Genomic DNA, 21,835 nt, shown 5'->3' on the forward strand with positions numbered 1-21,835 from the left:
TCGGTGCGCTTGAATCCTAGAATCTAAGTTGTGCGAGGATTGAAATCTCGCTTGTATTTTTTATAGATTGCCGCGCCGCACAAGTGCGGCTCGCGATGACAAAAATATATGCGGGCTAGAAAGTCTAAGCTAGAGAATCTAGCCTAAAGTTCGCAAGGATTGAATATGTTTTCAAAGTTTTTCATCAATCGCCCGGCATTCTCGGCGGTGATTGGTATCATCATCGTGATTGCTGGGCTTTTATGTATATTTAATCTTGCAATCAAGTGGCATCCAAAGCTTGTGCCAAATCAAATTGTGGTGCAAACGACTTATTCTAGCGCTGATGCGCGCACACTTTCTGCCACAGCGGCAAGCGCTCTAAAATAGTATCAATGGTGTGGATGATAGCCCTATCTAACTAAAGCGGAAGCGGGAATCTCGCCTTTGTCTTTGGGCTTTTGTTTGTGTTTTTGATTTTGGTGGCACAATATGAGCGCTGGCTTATGCCTTTGGCGGTGCTTACGGCTGTGCCTTTTGGCGTGTTTGGCGCGATAGTGGCGACGAACTTGCGCGGGCTAGATAATGACATATATTTTCAAGTGGGGCTTTTGCTGTTGATTGCATTGAGTGCGAAAAATGCGATTTTGATCGTGGAGTTTGCGACACATTTGAGGGAAAAAGAGGGGCTTAGCGTGTTTGAATCTGCGGTGCGCGCGGCAAAGCTTAGATTCCGCCCGATTGTGATGACTTCGCTTGCCTTTAGCTTTGGTGTGCTTCCGCTAGCACTTAGCAGTGGTGCGGGCGCGCTAGGGCGGCATTCTATCGGCACTGGGGTTATTGGCGGGATGCTTGCGGCGACATTTTTGGCGATATTTTTTATCCCGCTATTTTATCTCTATCTCGCCCGGCTTGGCGAGTGGATAGCGGCATATAAACGCAGGAAAACGAGCGTATAAGATAGTAATCTGTACCAGCAGAATCTAAAATGAGATTCTAAACACGAAATCCGACTGGAGCGAATAAAATCTGGCTTTTGGATTCTAAAAAACTCAAGTCTTTAAAGAATCCGCCGCATCGAATATATTCTAAGCTGCTAGATTTATCCATGGTCAATACTACGCGAATGATTTTGATGAGCAAATAAAAGCAAAGTGGGAATTTTATTTTATAAATTTACATTTGAGGCGCATGCTGATGGTGCAGTCTTGGAGGATATCGGGTTTTTTTATCACAAGGCAGATGCGCTTGATACTTGGGAAGCGCTTTTTGAGCGCTTTTGCGCTGCCTTCTAGTGCGTCTTCTAGCAGGGCGTATTTTTGGGCTTTGATATGGCTAGCTAGAAAATCTTTCAGCTCCACATAGTCTAAATATTTATCCAAATATGGGCGCAAATCTTTATCCAAATGCGGCGCGGTGCTTGTGAGCGCCTTTGTGCCAAATGCTTTTCCGCGCTTCACTCGCTTGGAGTCGTATTTCACCTTCATATCGATGATGACGCGCTGTGGCGCTTCTCGCTCGGCTTCTAGCACGCCGATTATCGCTTTTATCTCTAGATTTTCTATGATGATTTCATGTAGCGCCATGTGATACGCCTTTGATAACGCCTATAAAACCGCGATTGCCGCGATTACAGCACTTTGGATTCTTGCCCGCTGAAGAGGCGTTTGATATTTGGGATGTGTGTGTAGATGATGAAAAGCCCTATCAGCACGAGCGGCACATGGCTGTGGATCTGCTCCTCCACACTTATGCACGCGGGCAGGGGCAGGATGTAAGGCACGATGAAAGTCAGCGCGATGCCGCTTAGCACGCCTAGCAGCGAGGATAGCGAGGATACTTTGAATACCTTGCCTACTACCGCCCACACGACAAGCCCTAGCGCGCCTTCGATTGGGATAAGCAAAATCACCGAGCCGATAGCGGTAGAGACGCCTTTGCCACCGCGGAAGCCAAGATAAGGGCTGTAGCAATGCCCGATGATTGCCAGCAGCGCTATCATCCACTGCGCGCCATAAGGCAGCCCGCAAAGCTTGGCGAGAAGCACGACGATGAGCCCTTTTGTCGCATCAAGTATGAGCGTGGCGATGGAGAAAAACTTCGCCCTCTTGGGGTCGATGTCTTTTAGTGCGCGATAGACATTGGTCGCGCCTATGCTGCCCGAGCCCACTTGCATGAGGTCGATTTTGTAAATCAGCTTGGTAAATAGCATGCCAAAGGGGATGCCACCTATCAAAAATGCCAGCACATAAAACACGACATTTATATAATTGCTAAAAAGATCCATTGTTTTGCTCCTTTTGGATTCTGGGGTTGGATTTTTGGGCTAGATTCTAGATTCTGGATTCTGCCCGCGCCCTAGATTCTAAGCACTGGGGTTGGGCTAGAATCTAGGCTTGGTTGGACTCGCGCTTTTGGATTCTGCGTTCGCGCCTATTTATCCACATGCTAAGCTTTACCCGCACTCCATGCAGTATCTATCGCCAAACTCCTCCACGCGCTCTTTATACGCGCGCAGCATGCACTCCGCATCGCCCTCGCACGCGCCAAATCGCTCCAGCCACTGCTTTTGGCTAGCCTGCAGCGCGCTCGCCTTATCGCGCGACATATTTTTCATAAGCTCATGATAAAAATCATTTAGCAGCACATCATAATAGCCTAGCATTATATCGCTACTTTGGCAGATAGCAAGCTCATTTTTGCTCCGCGCTTTGGCGCAGTCAAAGGCAGGGTAGGCTTTGTTTTGCTGGTAGCTTAGAGTAGAATCTAAGCGCGCGAAGCAGGAGTTTTCTAGCACGCTTAGATAGGGCGTCTCGGTGGTATCTTTGCCGATGTCGCTTGGGATTTTGGGCGTGGTTTGCAAAAGCAAAGTGCAGGATTTGTCCGCCACTTCGGCTTTGGTGTAGCTTAGCAGCCTTAGCTTTGCGCTAAAGCTTGGCTTATTGTTGCCAAACTTCCACACGCCAAGCGTGCAGAGGTTATCATTGCAGCGCGCGATATCGACATAATAATCGCCAAACGCCACCCAGCGCCCCTGCCAAGATGAGCGAAACGACACATCCGCCAGCGCACTAGAGATAAGCAGGGCGAATGCCAGCGCGGTGGCCAGGAGTGGCGCGGTGGTTACGGTAGCTTTGGATTCTGTCGCTGTTTGCATGGTGTGCCTTTCTTTGTGATGGTTTTGGTAGCGGTTTTGGCCCTGAATTATTTATGTTAATTATTATGTTTTAGATTCTGGTGTTTGCATTGCATTATTGCGCGACATATTAGCATAATTTCTCAAACTAGCGCAAAAGCCAGAATCTAAGAGCTAGAATCCAAGCTAGCGTCTGCTTTGGTTTGCGTGCTGCTGGATTTTTGTCGAGATTCTGCCGCGCGCGCAAAAGTGAAAAGCGGTATCATAGAATCGCCAAATCTTGGAATCTTAAAAATCCAAGAACCTTAGAATCTCAGAATCCAAAGCCCAAAATGCCTAGAATCCACATTTCACCAAGCCGCTCCAGAATCTGCACGCCGCCAAACCGCTCCAAGCCGCCCAAAACCTCCGCCCTACCCCAAAATCTCCGCTAGCTTGCGTGGCTCTTGCACGCGGATTTTGCCCTTTTCTACGCGGATGTAGCCCTCATCCTTTAGCTCGCGCAGGATTCTGGATAGCGATTGTGGCGTGACATTAAGGTCTTGGGCGATGGTGCGCTGCGTGGTGGATGCAAGCGCGGCGGCGTGCTCGATGAGATAGTGCGCGAGGCGCGATCGGAGGTCTAGCAGCATGTCGCGGGCGATGCGCTTTTCTAGCACGCGGATTTTACCCATGAGCGAGGCGATGAGTGCGAGGTTTAGCTCGGGTGATTTGATGAGCTCATCGCAAAAGCGCGCAAAATCCACGCTAAGCACCACGCCATCAGTCTGAAACACCGCGCTCGCCGGGTATACCAGCCCCTCAAATAGCGGCATCTCCGCGATGAAGCTTTGGGGCTGCAGGCGGTGGATGGTGATTTCATTGCCGCTCGCATCGCTTTTATACAGCCGCACGACGCCCTCCAGCAGCACATACAAGCGCGTAGGCGTATCGCCCTCATAAAACAAAATGCTGCCCTGCTTGCGCGATATTTTGTTGCCGATTTTGCTAAGGATTTCTATGTGGTTATTCATGCTTTTCCGTGTTTGTGGAGGTTTGGCTACTTGATAAACGCGACACTTTACACCAAAAAAGCTAATATCTTGCCAAAAGCGAGGCTTCACAAGCCCCAAATCTACTTCCAAAATACCACATAAATAAAATAAAGTTTTATTTTTAAGGTCATTATAAGTTTATAGTAAGAATAATTCCACATTTTATAGTAAGGAGCATACAATGATAAAGCCTGTGATTATCTCTACTCTAGCAATGGTAGCGCCTATATCTTTGCTAGCGGATAAGGATTCTAGTCAAAGCATCGACAAAGACATCAATGCTAGCGCGCCCATAATTGCGGGGGGGGGGGGGTGACCTCGACGATCTCGACGACCCAAATAAACCACTCCAAAATAGCCTCTTCTGAAGCCGCCCCCTTCAAAATAGCCTATAACGCATCCACAGCCTCCAATCACAGCGCGACAAAACGCACCAATAGCGACAAAAGCACAGAAAATCACGAAGCAAAACTATATCTAGCCGAGCTAGATTCTGATACTGCCAAAAGGACAGATTTAGATTCTAGAGCTTCAGATTCTAGCGTCGCAGATTCTAGCACCACAGCTAGCGCCGCTTCAGATAGCGCAGCCTCTAGCGACACGCAAAATATCGCAGAATCCAAAGAACTAAGCAAAATAACCGCCTATGGAAGCAAGCAGACCTCATCGACAACTCGCTATGATTCTAGTGCTGGTGTCGTGGATAGGCAGCTACTAGAATCCGCACCTACAGGGAATGGCGACATCTCCAGCGCATTGCGAGTATTGCCAAATGTCGCTACCAAAAACGCCTCCAGCAGCTCGCAAACACCCGGCGAAATCAGCCCTGCAAATATCAGCATCAGCGGCGGCGTGCCATATCAAAACAGCTTCCAGCTAGATGGCTTTGAGATGAATAATGACCTCGATCCCGCCGGCTCTAGCTCCAACACCCAGCCACGCCAAAGAGGCGGACTATCACAAGGGCTAAATGTCGATGTTGGTTTGCTAGATTCTATAGTGGTGCTAGATTCTAATGTCAGCGCTGCGTATGGGCGCTTCAGCGGGGGCGTGGTAGAGGCAAATGTAAGAAAACCAAGAAGCGATGGCTGGCATGGCAATTTTTCATGGCAATACACCGCTAGCCAATGGACAAAATACTACGGGCTAGAAAACAGCGCGCTTGGCGATTTGGTAAATTCTAGCAACGAAAACTATCAGCCAAATTTCTACAAAAACCTCTTTCGCGCCAATGTCGAGGGCTATATCACCAAAAATCTAGGCGTGATAGCGAGCTTCTCCACCACGCGCGCAGTGATACCTCTGCAGTCATACAACAATGGCACAAGCCAAGAGAAACAAGACCAAAAGCGCACCAGCGATAACTACTATATCAAAATAAACTACAATCCAACCGAGAATCTAACCCTAGAATACAACTTCGCATATATGCCACAAGACAACACCTACTTCACGCCAAATTTTAAAAACTCGCGCTATACCATGCGAGGTGGCGGAATCCAAACAGGGCTAAAAGCGCTGTATCAGACTAAAATAGGGCTTTCTACCACCACTCTTAGCTACTCTAGGCTGGAAAATTCTAGGCGCAGCGATGCGAATTATTACACTATGATAAATGGCAGCGAGGGGCAATTTGGCAGCGTAGATCAAATACAAGATAATGTAACGCTAAAAAGCGATTTTCTAGCTTCGCCCATTGTCACAGGGATATTGGCACAAAGCTTGCGCGGTGGGCTAGAGCTAATCTATCAAGGCGCGACACGCGATAGGATAGAGGATTCTCATATGTATATTTATGGCGGAGGTCCAGTTACTGGGACAGGGTGGAATGGGCAAGCAGATAGCTTTGGCTTCATCTCAGCAAATGCTGAGCGATACTACAACACAATGGGAATCATAAAAGCTGGCAAAACAAGTTTCAATACTTTCACCTATGGAATCTATCTTGAAGATGATGCGACTATCGATATGAAAGGTGCTGGCAGTATCAATGCACGCTTTGGCTTAAGGCTTGATGGGGATAACTATCTATCTAAGCACAAAGTAGCGCCTAGATTCTCGCTAAGCTATGTCGCACCATGGGAAGAAGCCTACAAGACGCAATTTACCTTTGGGGCAAATCGCTACTATGCGCGCAATCTGCTAGCATATAGATTCTATGCTGATGCGATAAATTCTCGTGTGGCATATTGTCGCAGTGGCGTAAATGAGGCATGGCAGGAATATAATGGCGGAAATAATACATGCGGCACATTTACCGGAAATCTTAGCAATGGGGTAGTGCAAGGCTCCAATAAAAAGCTTCAAGATTTGGATGTGCCTTATGATGATGAGCTTATGGGAAGCTGGACGCAAAATCTAGCGCTTTTCACGCTAAACTTCAAATACATCCACCGCGATGGCAAAGATCAAGTAACCACCAAAACCCAACAAAGCGCTAATTTATACTATTGGGATAATAGCGGGCGGACAAAAAGCGATATTTTTACGCTTATGATTAGCAATGCTAAGCCTATAGAGACTTTTGGCGTGTCGCATCACTATCTTTTTGCGCTAGATTGGACTAACACCACGCGCAATTACAACACGCATAATGCGGATTATGATTTGGATGATGCGATTTTGTATAATGGTGTAAGCACCACTTATGCAAATATGCCAGCACAAAAATACAACCAACCGCTTACCTTACGCCTCAATACGACACATGCATTTAATATCTGGCGCACCAAATGGATATGGAATAACTTTTTCAAATACAGAGGCACTTATGAGCGAATCGTGCTAGATTCTCTAGCAAATAGCAGCAATGGAAATATGAATAGCTTCTCTGATGCAAAGCTAGGCAATACTTTTAGCTGGGATATGCGCGTGGGATTTGAAGTAAATGTATGGAGAGGCAACACTCTTTATGTAAATCTAGATATTTACAATCTGCTAAATAGCAAACATCTCACCACCCTTAGCGGCGAAGATGGCGTGCTGCTTTATGGCGTGCCAAGCAATGCGGCGGTGCTAGCGTATGGGCTAGGCAGGCAGATATGGATACAAACAGGCTATAAATTCTAATCATAGAATCTAGCTTTGCCACACAACTAAAGGAGAGAGAGAATGAGAGCAAATAGGATTCTAGTGGGGATTTGTGTATTGTGCGTGCTAGTCGCTATGGCTGCTATAGGCGCGCTAATGCTTAAGCCAAAGGCAGATTCTGCAAATGCGTATGCCAAATATCGCGCCATGTATGCAAAGCCCATAGCGCAGTGGGAAAAGCCAGAGATAGATGAAGGTGTGGAGTGGCAGGAGCTAGGCGAGCTACCTAGTAGCGTGAGCGCACCAGAATCTAATCCTTTCAGCGAGCAAAAAGCGCAACTAGGCGAAAGGCTTTTTAACGATCCAAAGCTTTCAAAAAGCGGGCAAATCGCGTGTAGCTCGTGCCATAATAGCGAGCTTGGCTTTGGCGATGGGCTAAAAGTGAGTATCGGGCATGATCGCGCGCATGAACGCAGAAATGCGCCAAATATAGAGACAAGCGCGCTTTTTGAAGAGCTGTTTTGGGATGGGCGCGTGAGCGGGCTAGAATCTCAAGTGATTTTCCCGCTAAGCGATCCTATAGAAATGGCTAGCACGCCAGAAATCGCGCAAAATGCAGTGAAAGAGAATCCACTTTATTATGGGTATTTTATCTTGGCATTTGGCAGCGAGGAGCAAAAAGCTCGCTGGGCTACGCTCTATAAAGACGCTTTGCCGCCTATCATCAAGCCAACGCCTAAGCCAAATATTGAGGCGCGCCTTTATCCACCGCAAAACGCAAAAAACACACCAGAATCTAAAGATGATCATAGCAACCTTGCTTCTCTAGCGCCAGAGCAAAAAGAAGAGGTGCGCGCGCAAGCAAATGCGCTTTTTGGCGAGGCGAGCTTTCATAAACTGCTTAGCCAACAAGAGCGCGCGAATGCTCTAAAAGACCCTGCTGGCGTGGCAAAAGCACAGCTTAATGTGATAGATAAAAAATGGCTGCAAGCCTCGCGCGCACTGCCACAATCCGCCAAAAATGAGGCACTAGCGCTTATGAGTTTTGAAAATATTGCCAAGGCGATTGCCACTTATGAGCGGAGTCTTTTGCCAAAAAATACGCGCTTTAATGCTTTTGTAAAGGGCAAATATAGCGCATTGGATGATTTTGAGCTGTATGGTTTGCATATTTTCCGCACTAAAGGGCGTTGTATGAATTGCCATTATGGCGCAAGCTTTAGCGATGGTAAATATCATAACATCGGACTTGCGCTTTATGGACGATCTAGCCAAGATCTAGGGCGCTATGAAGTCACTAAGGATATGGCAGATCTTGGCGCATTTCGCACGCCCTCACTCATAAATGTCGCCAAAAGCGCGCCATATATGCATAATGGCATTTCACCAAATCTTATGGGCGTGATACATCTTTATGATGTGGCATTCCCCGTGCCAGAGGCCAAAACTCTAGAATCTAGCGAGCCAAAAGCGCAAAAAACGCATCTCATAAAACCGCTAAACCTAAGCACAGAGGAGATGCAGGCAATCGAGGCGTTTTTAAAAGCGATATGATTGGCTTTGCCTAAACTTGCGGTATTTTAAGAGATTAACGCGCGTGGGCTAGAATCTGCAAGCATAAAATGCGCTAGAGTCTAGCTATGGGTGATGCAGTTGTGTCTTGCTTGGCGCTTATATTTGGCACTTATTTGGCTTACTGGTGTTTTGGTATTTTAAAAGATTAACGCGCGCGGTGTTTTATAGGCTTTATGCTTTTGTGCCAGCGCGCTTAGCTTTTGTGTGATATTTTTTGTTTTGACTACCGCTTTGCGCTGGTGTTTAATGCGTTTAGCGCGCTTGGCATATTTGGCGCGTTTGGCGCAGGATTTACATCCCCATTTGTTTGTGGAGTAGTTCTAGCACGATTGGCAGTTTGTCGCCGACCTCATCTTTCATAAAATGCCCGCCACTAGGCAGCTGGATAAACTCCGCATCAATCGCTTTTGCTAGATTCTCGCTTAAATTTGTTAGCACGACTTTATCATCTTTGGCGGACAGCACCACGCGATTTTTTATCATTTTGGCGAGTTTCGCGCCCTGCAAAGGCTCTGCGACAAAAGGATCAAGCTTTGGCAAAATGCTTAAAGGCTCATAAAATCCGCCCACCAAAACCACGCCGCCAAGCCGCTCGCGCGCATCCAGCCCCTCGATATAGCGTAGCGCGCTGATACAGCCCAAGCTATGCGCGACGATAAAGGTATTTTCATCGATATCGCCGATCGTCTCGCGCAGTGCCGCGATCCATGCTTTTGGCGTGGGGCTAAGGCTATCTGGCATATCAGGCGCCACCACGCGCGCGCCCTGCTTTTCTAGCTCATTTTTAAGCCACACAAACCAATGACTTTTAGAATCCCCGCCATAGCCATGCACGATGATGACGCGCTTTTGCGCGCTGGATTCTATGGTGTTTGCGGCGTCTGCGGATGCGGTGCCTGCGGTTTTTGCGGCGCTCGCGGCGCTTTCCTTTGCTACTTCCGCGCTCACGCCCGCGCCAAAAAACAAGCCAAAAATCATAAAAATCGAAAAAAGTTTTTTCATATCCGCCCCTTTTATGTAAGATATTCGTCATAAACCCGCGATTATAGCAGGATTTATCGCGATTTTTGCACGGCACAAAAATGGTTTTGTGCCTTGTCTGCCCTATCTCATCGATCTCATTTTGCGCTCGCTCACAAAATTTTCACCATCAAGGCTGTGCGCCATAAGAATCAAATACGCGCTATTGCTTTTGCTTGCCGGCGATGATGAAGCGCAGGGCATTTAGTTTGATAAAGCCCTCGGCGTCTTTTTGATTATACACGCTATCTTCTTCAAAGGTGCTATACGCCGCGTTAAACAGCGAGTTTTTGGATTCTCTACCTAGCACAGCTACATTGCCTTTGTAAAGCTCTAGGCGCACGCTACCCTCCACGCGCGCTTGCGTCTTATCAATAAGCGCCTGCAGTGCCTCGCGCTCGGGGCTAAACCAAAATCCATTATAAATAAGCTCGGCGTATTTTGGCATGATAGAATCTTTCAAATGCGCCGCTTCCCTATCAAGCGTCAAAGATTCTATCGCGCGATGAGCCTTGAGGTATATCGTGCCGCCGGGCGTTTCATAGCAGCCGCGCGACTTCATCCCTACAAAGCGATTTTCCACCAAATCAAGCCGCCCGATACCATTGCGCGCGCCGAGTTCATTTAGCTTTTCCCAAAATTTCGCTGGGCTTAGATTTTGACCATTTATCGCCACGCCATCGCCGTTTTTAAATTCTATCGTGATGACTTCCGCCTTATCTGGCGCGTTTTTGGGGCTCACACTCCAGCGCCACATATCCTCATTTGGCGCGATTGCCGGATCTTCGAGAATCTGCCCTTCATAGCTGATATGCAAAAGGTTCGCATCCATTGAGTAGGGCGATTGATTAGGTTTTTTATCGATTGGGATCCCCGCAGATTCTGCATAGGCTAGCAGTTTTTCGCGCGAGTTTAGATCCCATTCACGCCATGGAGCGATGACTTTGATATTTGGATTTAGCGCATACGCACCTAGCTCAAAGCGCACTTGGTCATTTCCCTTGCCTGTCGCACCATGCGCGATTGCATCTGCACCCACACTTTTGGCGATTTCTACTAAACGCTTAGCTATCAATGGGCGCGCAATGCTCGTGCCTAGCAGGTATTCGCCCTCATAAATGGTGTTTGCGCGAAACATAGGAAACACAAAATCGCGCACAAACTCTTCCCTCAAATCCTCGATAAAAATATTTTCTGGCTTGATTCCGAGCTTCAGCGCCTTTTGGCGCGCTGGCTCGACCTCCTCGCCCTGCCCGATATCCGCGGTGAAAGTCACCACCTCGCAACCATACGCATCGCCAAGCCATTTCAAAATCACACTCGTATCAAGCCCGCCGCTGTAGGCTAAAACCACCTTTTTTACTTGCTTTTTCATTCTCGCTCCTTGTGATGAGGTTTTGTAGATTTTGGCAATTCATAGGTGCATTATAGGCAAAAAATGTTTAAATTGCGGTGTTTTTGCGCGCCTTGCCAATGATTATTTTAAGCCAAATTCTTTCAAAACCTTTTTTGCTTTGATATAAAATCGTATCCAGCGCGGAAACTTAGTATTTGCACGCAAAAAAGCCCTGCCTAGCTTCATCGCCAAAATATCAGATTTTGTATCTTGATATGAGCTAGCACCCCTGCGAAAGGCAAGCGCTGGTGTCTGCAAAAAAATATAATCAAAAAAACGCTCCAGCCGCTTTTCATAGAATCTCACAGCATCAAAATCATCCAAAAACACCGGCTCTTTTAGCATCGCCAAATACGCCTCATCATCATTATCGATGCGCCTAATCTCTTCTATCAAATCATCCCAAGTGGCAAAATCATGCGCGTTGATGAAGGATTTTGGGTTTATTTTGTATTCTATCAATGATGGAGAAATCACAGGCAGTGCTTGATTTATGCGATTATCAAAGCTCATAGGGGGGGGGGCGCTAAAATCTATGGTGCTAGAATCCAAAGTGTCCTTAGAATCCAACGACTCCAAAAAATCGCCGCCTTTGGTGTCGCGACTAGAATCACAGCGCAAACTCGTATCGCCCCAATAAATAGGGATGCAGCCAGCACTAAAAGCCTGAAAAAGCTTCTCTGTGAGATAGCCCGGATAGCTTGAGTTTTCAAAGCAGAGGTTAAATTTATACCCCTTTAGCCACTCTCTTTTGCTGGCCGCAAAATCGCCAAATCTATCGCCCACAGGCTTGCCGATATTGTTTTTCCATTTGCCACCAGAATCTACTTTTTTGTATCGACAAAGCTTATCAAAAAACATATTTCTAGGCGAATGCTTTGCCGGATTTGCCGCCATAAATCCGCAAAATTTGCTCCTAGATTCTAAGCTTTGGCTAGCCCAAATATGCTTGCTTTGCGCCAACTCCATATCTTCTGAAAAATGCAAAAATGGCAATGGCAAGCGCAAATGCCTATCGCCAAAATCCAAAAAATCAAAATCCATACTATAATCAGCCACATTAAAATCAGCCCTAACATTTTCCCCAGTAAAAAAAATCCGCGCGCAATCATATTTCAAATGCTCCTGTCCAAACACTGAAAAAAATATAAAATCAGGCGCGTCGCTATATATCACATCATATTTTTTACGCAAAAGTTTAACAAAAAAGTCATTATCGAAGTTTTCTTGTGTGTCGCTATCCCACCAATCAACAATACGCAAATGGATAGTTTTTTTGGGTTCGCTCATGGCTTATCCTTAGGCTTTATTTTAAATTTTTGCGATTTCAAGCACGCATTATAGGGAAATTTAGAGCAAAGTTTGTTTAATTTGTGCAGGTGGATTTTCGTGGATTTTGGTGCGAGGGTTTTGATACAAAGATTTTGGCGCGTGGATTCTGGCGCGTGGATTCTATCTAGATTCTACTTGCCAGAATCTAGCCTAACTCCAAACTTATGCTACAATACGCAATTTATTGCGCCAAAATATCGCAAAACAGCGCACGCGATACAAAAAGCACAAACACCAAACAAAGCGCCAAGCAACAACTAAACACACCAAACAAGGCAAATAATGCAAAACACGCTAACCTTCGCCCGCCCCACGCTGCACCTCATCTCACTAGGCTGCACCAAAAACCTCGTAGATAGCGAAGTGATGCTGGGCGAGCTCGCGCATTGCGAGATGATAGACGCGCCAAGCGAAGCAGACATCATCATCATCAACACCTGCGGCTTCATCCAATCCGCCAAACAAGAAAGCATCAGCACCATCCTGCGCGCCGCGCAAACGCGCAAAGAAGGCGCGATGCTCGTAGTCAGCGGCTGCCTAAGCGAGCGCTACGCCAAAGAGCTCGAAGAGCAAATGCCAGAGATAGACATCATCATCGGCGTGAGGGATTATGACAAAATAAATACGCTTTTGAAAGAAAAGGGCTTTTATACGCCAAGATTTCGCGCGGTGGATTCTGCGAAAATGAGCGCTGGGGGCGCTTTGGGTGCGCCAAAAATGCCAAATATTGCCGGAGTGGCTGGCAAAAAGAGCGGGGCGGATTTTGGCGAAGTGGATTCTAGCAAGGCAGATTCTAACAAAATAGATTATGGCAAAGCGGATTCTGCGCCAGACAAAATATCAGATTCTACCCCAGAATCCAAACACGCGCCAAACCAAAACACCACGCGAGCTACACAAGCCATACAAAGCGCGCAAACCCCAAGCGCCGCGCAACACCACGCCATCATGTCAAGCCATGACAAAGTTTTCCTAGCCGATGAGACTTCCAAGCGCATCATCAGCAACTCCAGCATCCACGCCTACATCAAGCTATCCGAGGGCTGCAACCAGCGCTGCTCCTTCTGCTCTATCCCAAGCTTCAAAGGCAAGCTACAATCGCGCCCCATAGATTCTGTGCTAAAAGAAGTCGAGAATCTAGCCAAGCGCGGCTTTAGAGACTTTAGCTTCATCGCGCAGGATTCTAGCTCGTATTTGCTTGATTTTGGCGTGAAAGATGGGCTCGTGGCGCTGATAAAAGCGCTCGATAGCCAAGGTGCCGCGCAAAACGCCAGAATCCACTATCTCTACCCGACAACCACGAGTGCGAAGCTCATAGAGACGATTATCCACTCGCGCATCGTGCAAAACTATTTTGATGTGCCAATCCAGCATATCGCTGATAGCATGCTAGCGCGCATGCGGCGGGGCATGGGCGAAAAGGAGCTAAGGGATATGCTAACTCTTATGCGCCAAGCGCCCGATGCGTTTTTACGAAGCACGATAATAGTGGGGCATCCGGGGGAGAGCGAAGAAGAGTTTGGCGCGCTTTATGATTTCGTGCAAGAGGGGGTGTTTGATAGGCTCAATATTTTTGCATTTTCTAGCGAGGAAGGCACGAGCGCGCATAAAATGGCGCAAAAAATCCCCGCCAAAACCGCCAACAAACGCATAAGCGCGCTAAACAAACTGCTAAAAGCACAAGACAAAGCGCGCTACAATGCCCTAAAAGGGCAAAAGCTAGAGGTGATAGTAGAGGGCAGAAGCAGCGTGAGCGAGTATCTCTATAGCGCGCGCGATAGGCGCTGGGGGCTAGAGATTGACGGCGAGATACTGATAAATGATAGCGAGGTGGAGAATCTCGCCGCGGGGTTTTATGAGGCGGAGATTTGCGAGTATAAAAATCGCATGCTTTTTGGCAAAATCTTGCGCGCGCTGTGAGTGGCAGGGCATGGCGATGAGTCTAGATTCTAGGGGGTGCGCGGTGAGTGATTTTTGGCCAAAATTGGTGGATTTGGCAGATTTGGTGGATTCTAGGAGTGCGCGGTGAAAGTGGCGCTTGTGGGGTATGGATACTGGGGGCGCAATGTCCTAAAGGCGCTTATCAAGCAAAATCTTGCGTATAAAGCTTATCAAGCGCGCGGTGCTGGCGGGCACGATGCGGATGATGTAGATAATGCAGATTTGGCGGAATCTAAAAGCGCGCGAGATTCTAAAAACCGCGCTGATTTTACAAAATCCACGCACAATGCAGAATCTAAAAGCACGCCAGAATCCACCGCGCTAGATTTTGAGATCATCGGCGTGTATGATACCGATATGGCGCAATGCCTTGCCGCAGCGAGCGATTATCAAGCTTTGATACAAGAAGGCACAGAATCTATAAAAACCAAAACCCGCGCAAACTCCACAAAGTCTAATCCGCCAGAATCCGCTTTTGCAGAATCCACCCTTTTAGATTCCGCGCCTAACCAAAGCGCTCTGCATATTTACCCCACTTTTGAGGATTTGCTAGCGGATGAGTGCGTGGAGGCGGTGTTTATCATCACGCCGCCACAGACGCATTACACGCTTGCCAAGCGCGCCTTGCAAGCGCGCAAGCATATTTTCGTCGAGAAGCCGCTGGCTACAAGCCTCAAAGAGTGCGCCGAGCTTTACGCGCTAGCTAGCAAGCTTGGGCTTATCGTGCATTGCGATCATATTTTCCTTTATGCACCGGCGGTGGAGTGGCTGAAGCGGCATTTGGCGATTTTTGGCGAGGTTTTGTATGTGCAAGCGCGGCGGATAAACCTCGGGCTTTTCCAAAATAGCGTGGATGTGATTTGGGATTTGGCGCTGCATGATTTATCGATTTTGGATTATCTTTGGGGGCTGGATGTGCGCTCTCATCATACTTTGCGCACGCAATATCAGGGCTTTGACGCGCTAGCAGATATTCATCTGGAGCTAAAAAATGCGAGCGCAAATATCAATGCAAACATCAGCGCAAACATTAATGCAAACATCAGCGTCTCTTGGCTCTCGCCCATAAAAGTGCGCGAGATGATGATAGGCGGCGCGAAAAAAACAGCGATTTATGATGAGACGAAAAGTGAGAAGCTAGCGATTTTTGATTGTGGGATCGTCGTGCAAGATGTCGCCAAAGACTCGCTATATAGGCAAATGGTGCAATACCACCTCGGCGAAGTGAGCCACCCTACCCTGCCAAAGATTCTGCCGCTGGAGCGATCTATTTATGATTTTTACGCACAAATCAAGGCAAAACGCATGCGCGCGTGGCTCACAGAGCATACTTTGCGCGTGGTGGGTGCGCTGGAGCGCATCTCTAGCAAATAGCGCTTAAGGCAAAATCTACTATAATGTGCGAAAAATTTGGCTGGCGCGGATTGTGTGGCGCTGCTTGAGATGTGTGCTGGCGCGGCGATAAGGCGCAGAATCTAAGGCCTAGCCAAAATCCTAGAATCTAAAGCACCAGAATCTAAAAAGGAGCAATATGTATAAAAAATGCGGATATTTGATAATCGCGCTTGGCTTGTGTTTTGGCGCGCTAAATGTGGCAAATGCAGAATCTAGCGACAAGGCGGCAAGCGATAAAATAGCGGGCGATACAGCAAACAGCGCGCGCGCAGAATCTGCACTAGAATCTAGGCTGGATTCTGGTGCGGATTCTAGCAAAGATTCTACAAAAGTGGATTCTGCAAAATCTCTAGAATCTAGCAACGCCATAGATTCCAGCAAAAACGCCGACAAATACGGCGATGCATTTGAGACATTTGGCGATATGGCGCAGTTTTTGCCAGCAGCAAGCTTGGGCTATGCGCTTTTGCTGCGCGATTTTGTCGGCGCGAAGCAGCAAGTCATCGGCTTTGTCGCGGTAGTCGCCACCACGCACCTCATCAAATATTCCTTGCATTTCTACACCCTGCACTTCTCCGCCGATGACTCCAAAATCGCCCAGCTTTCCAAACGCCCCACCAGAGAATCCTACGAAGCCTTCCCGAGCGGTCACACCGCCGCATCATTTAGCGCGGTAGGCTTTCTGCAAAAGCGCTATGGCGCGCGGCTTGGGATACCCGCGGCACTCATCGCAAGCGCTGTAGGCATCTCGCGCGTGCATTCTGAAAACCACACCATAGTGCAAGTGATTTGCGGCGCGATGCTAGGGTTTTTCCTAAGCTTTTTGCTGACGAGGGCTAGAAATCCGCATGATAAAACACACCCAGCAAAGCCGGAGCTAAAAGGCCAAGCGCCAAGCACAAAAACGATGCTTTGTGAAATAAGCCTGCTTGCGCTGGCGTTTTTATAGGATTTGCAAAATGGATTCTGCAAATATGGATTCTAACAATATGGATTCTGGCGGGCATGGATTCTTATAAAAATAGATTCTAGTAGATATGGATTCTAAAAAATGAGCCAAACACAAAGCGCACGCCAAGACACCGCGCCAAACGCGCAAACTACCACGCAAAGCGCGCCAAACACGAGCAATGCGAGCGATATAAGCGGCACTGGCAACACAAACGATGCGCCCACCAAATGCGCGCACTGCCAACTAGTCTATCCACTCTCCAAGCTCACGCGCTCAAAGCGCGCCGATAGTGAAGGGCGCGCGCTGTATTTTTGCTGCAATGGCTGTGAGAGTGTGTATTTTCTGCTGCAAAATAGTGGATTTGGCGGATTTTATGATCGTTTGGGTGAAAATGTGCTCTCTCCTATCGGCGACATCAGCGACGCAGGCAAAAACGCTAGCCAAACTAGCGCAAATACCAAAAGCTACCTCGATGAACCAAGCTTCCTCCAAAAGCATGCCAAACCCGCCAAAATCGCCAGCAAAAACAACAAAACCACGCCAAACAACAGCGCCCCAGAACTCCTAGAAATAAGCGCCATCATCGAGGGCATCCACTGCGCCGCATGCGTGTGGCTCAATGAAAATGTGCTAGGACTCAAGCCCGGAATCCACCAAGCGCGCATAAACTACACCAACAACAAAGCCAAAATCATTTTTGACCCAAGCATCATCAAGCTTTCTGAAATATTTGCGCTTATAGAATCTATCGGCTATCGCGCGCATATCTATGATCCAAGCTTACAAGAAAAGCTGCTGCTAAAGGCGCAAAAGTCGTTTTTCAATGCGTTTGTGGTGGGCGTGTTTTGCACGATGAGTATCATGATGGTGGCAATCGCGCAGTATGCGGGGTATTTTCGCGGTATGAGCGCGTCGATGAAAGATGTGCTAAACCTCGTCTCTTGCCTGCTCGCCACGCCGGTGTTGTTTTTTACCGGGCGGGTGTTTTTCAGCGGCGCGTATCATGGGCTGAAAAACAGATACATAGGCATGGATTTTCTCGTGGCATTTGGCGCGAGCCTTACTTTTATCTACTCGATTTATGCGGCTATCACGCGCAGCGGTGAGACTTATTTTGAATCAGTGGCAATGATTATTTTGTTTGTGTTTAGCGGCAAGTTTTTGGAGATGAAAGCCAAAAGTGCCGCGGGCGATAGCATCGATAGGCTGCATACGATTTTGCCAAATGTCGTTGATGTGGAGAGTGAGGGCAAAATCATCCAAAAAGAAGTCAAATCATTGCAAATGGGCGACATCGTGCGTATGAAGCCCGGTGAAATGCTGCCTTGCGATGGCGTGGCGCTACAAAGCGTGCTGCTAGATATGCAATCTATCAGTGGCGAAAGCATGCCTGTGGCAAAATCTAGGGGCGAGGAGCTGCTATCTGGGTCTATCGCGCTAGAATCTGCTTTTGCCTATGAGGTGCGCCAAAGCTATGAAGGCTCGATGATGAGCAAAATCATAAACCTCCTAGAAGAGAGCCTAAACCACCGCCCAAAAATCCAGAATCTAGCCAATGCGCTTTCTAAGTATTTTTCGCGAGTGGTGCTATTTATCGCGCTGTGTGGATTCTGTGGCTGGTGGGCGGCAAGCGGTGATGCACAGCAAGCGCTTATCATCACGATTTCTGTCATCGTCATATCTTGCCCTTGCGCGCTGGCACTCGCCACGCCTATCGCTAGCGTGGTGGGGATAGAGAGGGCTTACAAGGCGGGGATTATTTTCAAAGAGGCGCGGTTTTTGGAAAGTTTGGCGCGCGCTAGTATCGTCGTGTTTGACAAAACGGGCACGCTCACAAGCGGCAAGCATACGCTGGTATCTCGCAAGGATTTATGCGCGCTTGATGAAGCGGGCGAGAATCTGCTAGCAAACTTCGTCTCACTATCCGCACACCCCATATCAAAGGCGATATATGAGACGCTGACACTTAGCGAGCCTATCGCGCTGGAGGCGCATTCGCAAGTGGATTCTAGGGGGACGAGCGCGGTGTATAAAGGGGCGCGAGGTGGTTTGCGTGGTAGAGGTTTGGGTGGCGATTTAAGCGGTGATTTGAAAAGCAAGGTAAAAAGCGTGCGGCTGCTTGGCGGGAGCTTGGCGTTTCTAGCGGATAATGGCGTGGATATCTCTAGCGCGCGTGATTTGGAGGATGTCGATAGTGAGAGCATGAGCGTGTTTGGCTATAGTGTGGGAGGGGCGCTTGTGGCGGTATTTTACCTGCAAGATACGATAAAAAGCGACGCACTAGCGCTCATCAACTATCTAAAATCGCAGCATAAGCAAATCGCGCTCATAAGCGGCGATAGAGAGGGTGTGGTGGCTAGCGTGGCGCGCGCGCTTGGGATAGAGCAGTGGCATGCAAATATGCTGCCAGAGCAAAAGGTGGAGTTTATCAAAGCAAAGCGCAAAGAGGCGGAATCTAAAGCAGAATCTAAAAGTGACGCGAGTGCGAGCGCGGATTCTAGAAATACAGAATCTAAAAACGGCGCGGGCGGTTTAGATTCTGGCATTTCAGATTCTGTAGAATCTAGCGCGTTTGGCGAGATGCTGCATGATAAAGGCGGCGTGGTGATGATAGGCGATGGGCTAAATGATATTCTAGCGATACAAAACGCGCAGGTTGGCATCTCGATGGGTGCTGGCAGCGACATAGCGATCGCGCAAAGCGATGTCGTCGTGCTAGATGACACGCTAAAAAGCGTGCAAAAAGCCTTCGAAATCGCCGCGCAGACATACAGCCGCATCAAGCAAAACATACTGCTTAGCATCATTTACAACGCCCTGCTTATCCCGCTAGCGCTGGCTGGCTTTGTCATCCCGCTCATCGCGGCACTTAGCATGAGCGTATCCTCGCTCATCGTGGTTGGCAACTCGATGAGAAAACCAGCAAGAAAATAAAGGGAAGTGCAAAAATAAGCGCAACAAAGATGCTTTTAATGTAAAATACGCGGATTTACATAATTTACAAAGGAGCTTTTGTGAATATTAGCTTTTTAAAGATTAGCGATAAAACAAAGCAATATGCGCTATATCTATACGCTGCGCTTTTATTATTTAGTATCGCTGTGCTGCCGCTATCTGGCAATAGTTTGGTGCATAGACCAGCATTTCCTATAAATATTTTATACATCACTTCGGGCATTTTTTTATTATTTTTTATAAAAGATTTTTATAGAGATGAGTTTGTCGCTATCAAAAAGGTGTTTATATTTTTTGGCATTGTTTTAGTGGCAGGGCTTGTTTCTGCTTATTTTGCAATGGGCGCATTAGAGACGATACAAAATGTAAGGCGACTGGCATTTGATGGGTTTTTTATACTGATAGCTTATCTGCTGCTAAAAAGGCTTAATGATAAGGCTTTTGTCGTATTTTGTGTGGCGCTGCTTGTTGTGATTTTTATCCAGCCTTTAGCTACGATGCTTGATTGGCTGCTATATTGGGATTTGGAAAAGGGGGTGTTAAATTACCGCGCTACAGGCTTTCACAACCCTCTGCCGCTGGTGTATAGCGTGGTGCTTATGCTTTCTTTTAGCATGGCTGTTGCTATGCTGTGGGATAGGCGCTTTTGGTGGCTTGGCGCAGTGCTGTGTGTCGTGTCTATTTTGGGGATTGTCGCTAATGGTTCTAGGTCGGTATTTATCGCGGCATTTGTGGCATTTGTCATTCCTTTTATTTATTTTCCATACAGGCATAAAATAAAGATTCTAGTAGGTGTATCTATCGCGGCAGTGGCGCTAATAGTGGGGGTGTATATTTTTAGTGCCAAGTGGGATGAGCGGTTTAACTTTAACAAAATGGTGAATAATTTTTCGCTAGTTTGGAGCTATGCGCCAGCGGAGATGGGGCGGTTTGATGAGCTTTGCGCACCTAGTTTTTTGTATCAGGATGATATGGTGCATTGGCGCACAGAGCCAAAGTTTTCTGCACTTACCAAAACGGCCTTACAAAAGCACTGGCTTCTCACTTCGCGATATAAATATTCTGAGCCGCTGATTGAGCACTATAAAAAAATATATGCATATTCTGAACCCTCAACCAAAGATTATAGACAAATCTACAAAAAGCAGTATCTAAATATTTTTAAAAGTTTTGATGATAACTTTTTAAATTCCAATAAAATTTCTAACTATCGCATAGGTTATCTTGAATGTTCCCTTTACTCTTTTCCACAAGATGAAAATATGCGCTGGGAGCATAGCTCGCTAAATAGGCTTGGCATGAGCAAATCAACTTTGCTTGCTATACTTGATAATCCACTGCGACCTAATGGGCTTGGATTCCTAGGATATACATATAATATCCAAAATGTTTTTTCAAGGGATCATATCAATCATAATTATATTTTAAGTTTTCCCGGCAGACATCTAGGATACTCACATACACACAACCAGATTTTATCTTTTATCTTTGAGCTTGGGATTATTGGGTTTTTGGGACTAGTGCTTTTTGTGTATAGCATATTTGCTGCGCCAAAGAATGCGCGCAATGTGCTGAAAGAGACACATGCAGAATCTAAAAATGCAAAATTTACACAAACAGAATCTATAAAAATAGATTCTGTGGATTCTGTTGCCAGCACATTTTGTAACCAAAAAACCAAGTATCAGCTAGCCCATATTATATACAGAGGGCTAAAAATCTTTATCATCACGCTTAGCGTCGGACTATTATTTGATTGCATGCTGTGGCGATGGAGCCAGACATTTACATTTTTGATGTTTGGAGTGGCACTTGCTTGCAAGGATTATTTGTTTGGGCTTACAAAACTAAAAATATAGTTTTCCAAATACTATATAAATTTAAAACAAAAACTATTTAATATGGACAAAAATATGTTACAATTTTAATGCAAAAAAACAATATTTGAGGAAGCTTTTCATGCCCCAACCCACCAACACAAACCCAAAAGTCGCCATCATCATCCCAATCTACAATGTCGAAAAGTATCTTAGAGAATGTCTAGATTCTGTATGCAATCAGACATATAAAAACATATCAATAATCCTCGT

Annotated in this window: 19 protein-coding genes and 1 pseudogene; 13 read left to right on the forward strand and 7 right to left on the reverse strand. The window is 47.0% G+C overall.

What is annotated here, in order from left to right; genetic code table 11:
• Positions 1 to 165: 165 nt before the first annotated feature.
• Together BKN38_RS06965 and BKN38_RS06970 are read left to right on the forward strand one after the other, a co-directional pair.
• Positions 166 to 369 (forward strand): efflux RND transporter permease subunit, encoded by a 204-nt coding sequence (locus BKN38_RS06965; RefSeq protein ID WP_066457748.1) that lies wholly within the window; start codon positions 166 to 168, stop codon positions 367 to 369.
• A gap of 35 nt (positions 370 to 404) precedes the next feature.
• Positions 405 to 938 (forward strand): annotated as a pseudogene (locus tag BKN38_RS06970) (efflux RND transporter permease subunit); the annotation flags it as partial.
• 204 nt (positions 939 to 1,142) lie between these two features.
• On the opposite strand, the gene BKN38_RS06975 reads toward BKN38_RS06970, so the two are convergent.
• The 4 genes from BKN38_RS06975 to BKN38_RS06990 form a co-directional block, all read right to left on the reverse strand.
• Complete coding sequence (locus BKN38_RS06975; RefSeq protein ID WP_066457742.1) at positions 1,143 to 1,565, reverse strand: dihydroneopterin aldolase; 423 nt, start codon at positions 1,563 to 1,565, stop codon at positions 1,143 to 1,145.
• A 44-nt stretch (positions 1,566 to 1,609) separates the two neighbouring features.
• On the reverse strand, positions 1,610 to 2,266 hold the full coding sequence (gene plsY / locus BKN38_RS06980; RefSeq protein ID WP_066457738.1) for a glycerol-3-phosphate 1-O-acyltransferase PlsY: 657 nt from the start codon (positions 2,264 to 2,266) through the stop codon (positions 1,610 to 1,612).
• 168 nt (positions 2,267 to 2,434) lie between these two features.
• A complete protein-coding gene (locus tag BKN38_RS06985; RefSeq protein ID WP_066457736.1) occupies positions 2,435 to 3,136 on the reverse strand; it encodes a lysozyme inhibitor LprI family protein in 702 nt (233 codons plus the stop codon).
• Positions 3,137 to 3,528: 392 nt separating this feature from the next.
• Positions 3,529 to 4,128 carry a Crp/Fnr family transcriptional regulator gene (locus tag BKN38_RS06990; protein WP_066457733.1) on the reverse strand — a complete coding sequence of 200 codons (600 nt, stop codon included), beginning with the start codon at positions 4,126 to 4,128 and terminating at the stop codon, positions 3,529 to 3,531.
• A 202-nt stretch (positions 4,129 to 4,330) separates the two neighbouring features.
• Between BKN38_RS06990 and BKN38_RS11970 the strand changes: the two genes are divergently transcribed.
• Genes BKN38_RS11970 through BKN38_RS07000 form a run of 3 tightly spaced genes read left to right on the forward strand, consistent with a single transcriptional unit; the run spans position 4,331 to position 8,733 of the window.
• Positions 4,331 to 4,465, forward strand: coding sequence for a hypothetical protein (locus BKN38_RS11970; protein WP_256325562.1), 135 nt, complete (start codon positions 4,331 to 4,333; stop codon positions 4,463 to 4,465).
• Positions 4,462 to 7,218 (forward strand): TonB-dependent receptor plug domain-containing protein, encoded by a 2,757-nt coding sequence (locus BKN38_RS06995; RefSeq protein ID WP_083329097.1) that lies wholly within the window; start codon positions 4,462 to 4,464, stop codon positions 7,216 to 7,218. Before BKN38_RS11970 ends, BKN38_RS06995 begins: the two co-directional genes overlap by 4 nt.
• A 42-nt stretch (positions 7,219 to 7,260) precedes the next feature.
• Positions 7,261 to 8,733, forward strand: coding sequence for a cytochrome-c peroxidase (locus BKN38_RS07000; RefSeq protein WP_066457730.1), 1,473 nt, complete (start codon positions 7,261 to 7,263; stop codon positions 8,731 to 8,733).
• A gap of 312 nt (positions 8,734 to 9,045) precedes the next feature.
• Here the strand turns inward: BKN38_RS07000 and BKN38_RS07005 are convergent, their stop codons facing one another.
• The 3 genes from BKN38_RS07005 to BKN38_RS07015 all read right to left on the reverse strand — a co-directional run bounded on the left by BKN38_RS07005 (position 9,046) and on the right by BKN38_RS07015 (position 12,460).
• A complete protein-coding gene (locus tag BKN38_RS07005; RefSeq protein ID WP_082942657.1) occupies positions 9,046 to 9,756 on the reverse strand; it encodes an alpha/beta hydrolase in 711 nt (236 codons plus the stop codon).
• Between the two features lie 181 nt (positions 9,757 to 9,937).
• A complete protein-coding gene (locus BKN38_RS07010) occupies positions 9,938 to 11,149 on the reverse strand; it encodes an argininosuccinate synthase (protein ID WP_066457727.1) in 1,212 nt (403 codons plus the stop codon).
• Positions 11,150 to 11,251: 102 nt separating this feature from the next.
• The gene (locus BKN38_RS07015; protein WP_066457725.1) at positions 11,252 to 12,460 is read right to left on the reverse strand and encodes a glycosyltransferase family 10 domain-containing protein; all 1,209 of its coding nucleotides are present in this window, start codon (positions 12,458 to 12,460) and stop codon (positions 11,252 to 11,254) included.
• Positions 12,461 to 12,532: 72 nt separating this feature from the next.
• Between BKN38_RS07015 and BKN38_RS07020 the strand changes: the two genes are divergently transcribed.
• The 8 genes from BKN38_RS07020 to BKN38_RS10370 form a co-directional block, all read left to right on the forward strand.
• On the forward strand, positions 12,533 to 12,763 hold the full coding sequence (locus BKN38_RS07020; protein ID WP_143000237.1) for a hypothetical protein: 231 nt from the start codon (positions 12,533 to 12,535) through the stop codon (positions 12,761 to 12,763).
• A gap of 21 nt (positions 12,764 to 12,784) precedes the next feature.
• A complete protein-coding gene (locus tag BKN38_RS11140; protein WP_066457721.1) occupies positions 12,785 to 14,422 on the forward strand; it encodes a MiaB/RimO family radical SAM methylthiotransferase in 1,638 nt (545 codons plus the stop codon).
• Positions 14,397 to 14,531 (forward strand): hypothetical protein, encoded by a 135-nt coding sequence (locus BKN38_RS11975; protein WP_256325563.1) that lies wholly within the window; start codon positions 14,397 to 14,399, stop codon positions 14,529 to 14,531. Before BKN38_RS11140 ends, BKN38_RS11975 begins: the two co-directional genes overlap by 26 nt.
• Entirely contained in the window at positions 14,528 to 15,817 is a 1,290-nt protein-coding gene (locus BKN38_RS07030; RefSeq protein WP_066457720.1) for a Gfo/Idh/MocA family protein, read from the forward strand. The genes BKN38_RS11975 and BKN38_RS07030 overlap by 4 nt, the downstream gene beginning before the upstream one ends.
• A gap of 157 nt (positions 15,818 to 15,974) precedes the next feature.
• Positions 15,975 to 16,787: a phosphatase PAP2 family protein gene (locus tag BKN38_RS11495; RefSeq protein ID WP_066457717.1), complete on the forward strand. Its 813-nt coding sequence runs from the start codon at positions 15,975 to 15,977 to the stop codon at positions 16,785 to 16,787.
• A 102-nt stretch (positions 16,788 to 16,889) separates the two neighbouring features.
• Positions 16,890 to 19,724 (forward strand): heavy metal translocating P-type ATPase, encoded by a 2,835-nt coding sequence (locus tag BKN38_RS07040; RefSeq protein WP_066457715.1) that lies wholly within the window; start codon positions 16,890 to 16,892, stop codon positions 19,722 to 19,724.
• 80 nt (positions 19,725 to 19,804) lie between these two features.
• Positions 19,805 to 21,604 carry an O-antigen polymerase gene (locus BKN38_RS07045; protein WP_066457713.1) on the forward strand — a complete coding sequence of 600 codons (1,800 nt, stop codon included), beginning with the start codon at positions 19,805 to 19,807 and terminating at the stop codon, positions 21,602 to 21,604.
• Positions 21,605 to 21,704: 100 nt separating this feature from the next.
• A partial coding sequence (locus BKN38_RS10370) for a glycosyltransferase family A protein (RefSeq protein WP_143000238.1) occupies positions 21,705 to 21,835 on the forward strand: 131 nt, incomplete at its 3' end.

It is taken from the genome of Helicobacter sp. CLO-3, from assembly GCF_001854545.1.
Taxonomy (GTDB): Bacteria; Campylobacterota; Campylobacteria; order Campylobacterales; family Helicobacteraceae; genus Helicobacter_B.

Coding starts and splice junctions, on each gene's coding strand:
- BKN38_RS07000 (WP_066457730.1), top strand. CDS start 7,261: ATGAGAGCAAATAGGATTCTAGTGGGGATTTGTGTATTGTGCGTGCTA.
- BKN38_RS07010 (WP_066457727.1), bottom strand. CDS start 11,149: ATGAAAAAGCAAGTAAAAAAGGTGGTTTTAGCCTACAGCGGCGGGCTT.
- BKN38_RS07015 (WP_066457725.1), bottom strand. CDS start 12,460: ATGAGCGAACCCAAAAAAACTATCCATTTGCGTATTGTTGATTGGTGG.
- BKN38_RS07040 (WP_066457715.1), top strand. CDS start 16,890: ATGAGCCAAACACAAAGCGCACGCCAAGACACCGCGCCAAACGCGCAA.
- BKN38_RS06985 (WP_066457736.1), bottom strand. CDS start 3,136: ATGCAAACAGCGACAGAATCCAAAGCTACCGTAACCACCGCGCCACTC.
- BKN38_RS06965 (WP_066457748.1), top strand. CDS start 166: ATGTTTTCAAAGTTTTTCATCAATCGCCCGGCATTCTCGGCGGTGATT.
- BKN38_RS06975 (WP_066457742.1), bottom strand. CDS start 1,565: ATGGCGCTACATGAAATCATCATAGAAAATCTAGAGATAAAAGCGATA.
- BKN38_RS11495 (WP_066457717.1), top strand. CDS start 15,975: ATGTATAAAAAATGCGGATATTTGATAATCGCGCTTGGCTTGTGTTTT.
- BKN38_RS11970 (WP_256325562.1), top strand. CDS start 4,331: ATGATAAAGCCTGTGATTATCTCTACTCTAGCAATGGTAGCGCCTATA.
- BKN38_RS11140 (WP_066457721.1), top strand. CDS start 12,785: ATGCAAAACACGCTAACCTTCGCCCGCCCCACGCTGCACCTCATCTCA.
- plsY (WP_066457738.1), bottom strand. CDS start 2,266: ATGGATCTTTTTAGCAATTATATAAATGTCGTGTTTTATGTGCTGGCA.
- BKN38_RS06990 (WP_066457733.1), bottom strand. CDS start 4,128: ATGAATAACCACATAGAAATCCTTAGCAAAATCGGCAACAAAATATCG.
- BKN38_RS07005 (WP_082942657.1), bottom strand. CDS start 9,756: ATGAAAAAACTTTTTTCGATTTTTATGATTTTTGGCTTGTTTTTTGGC.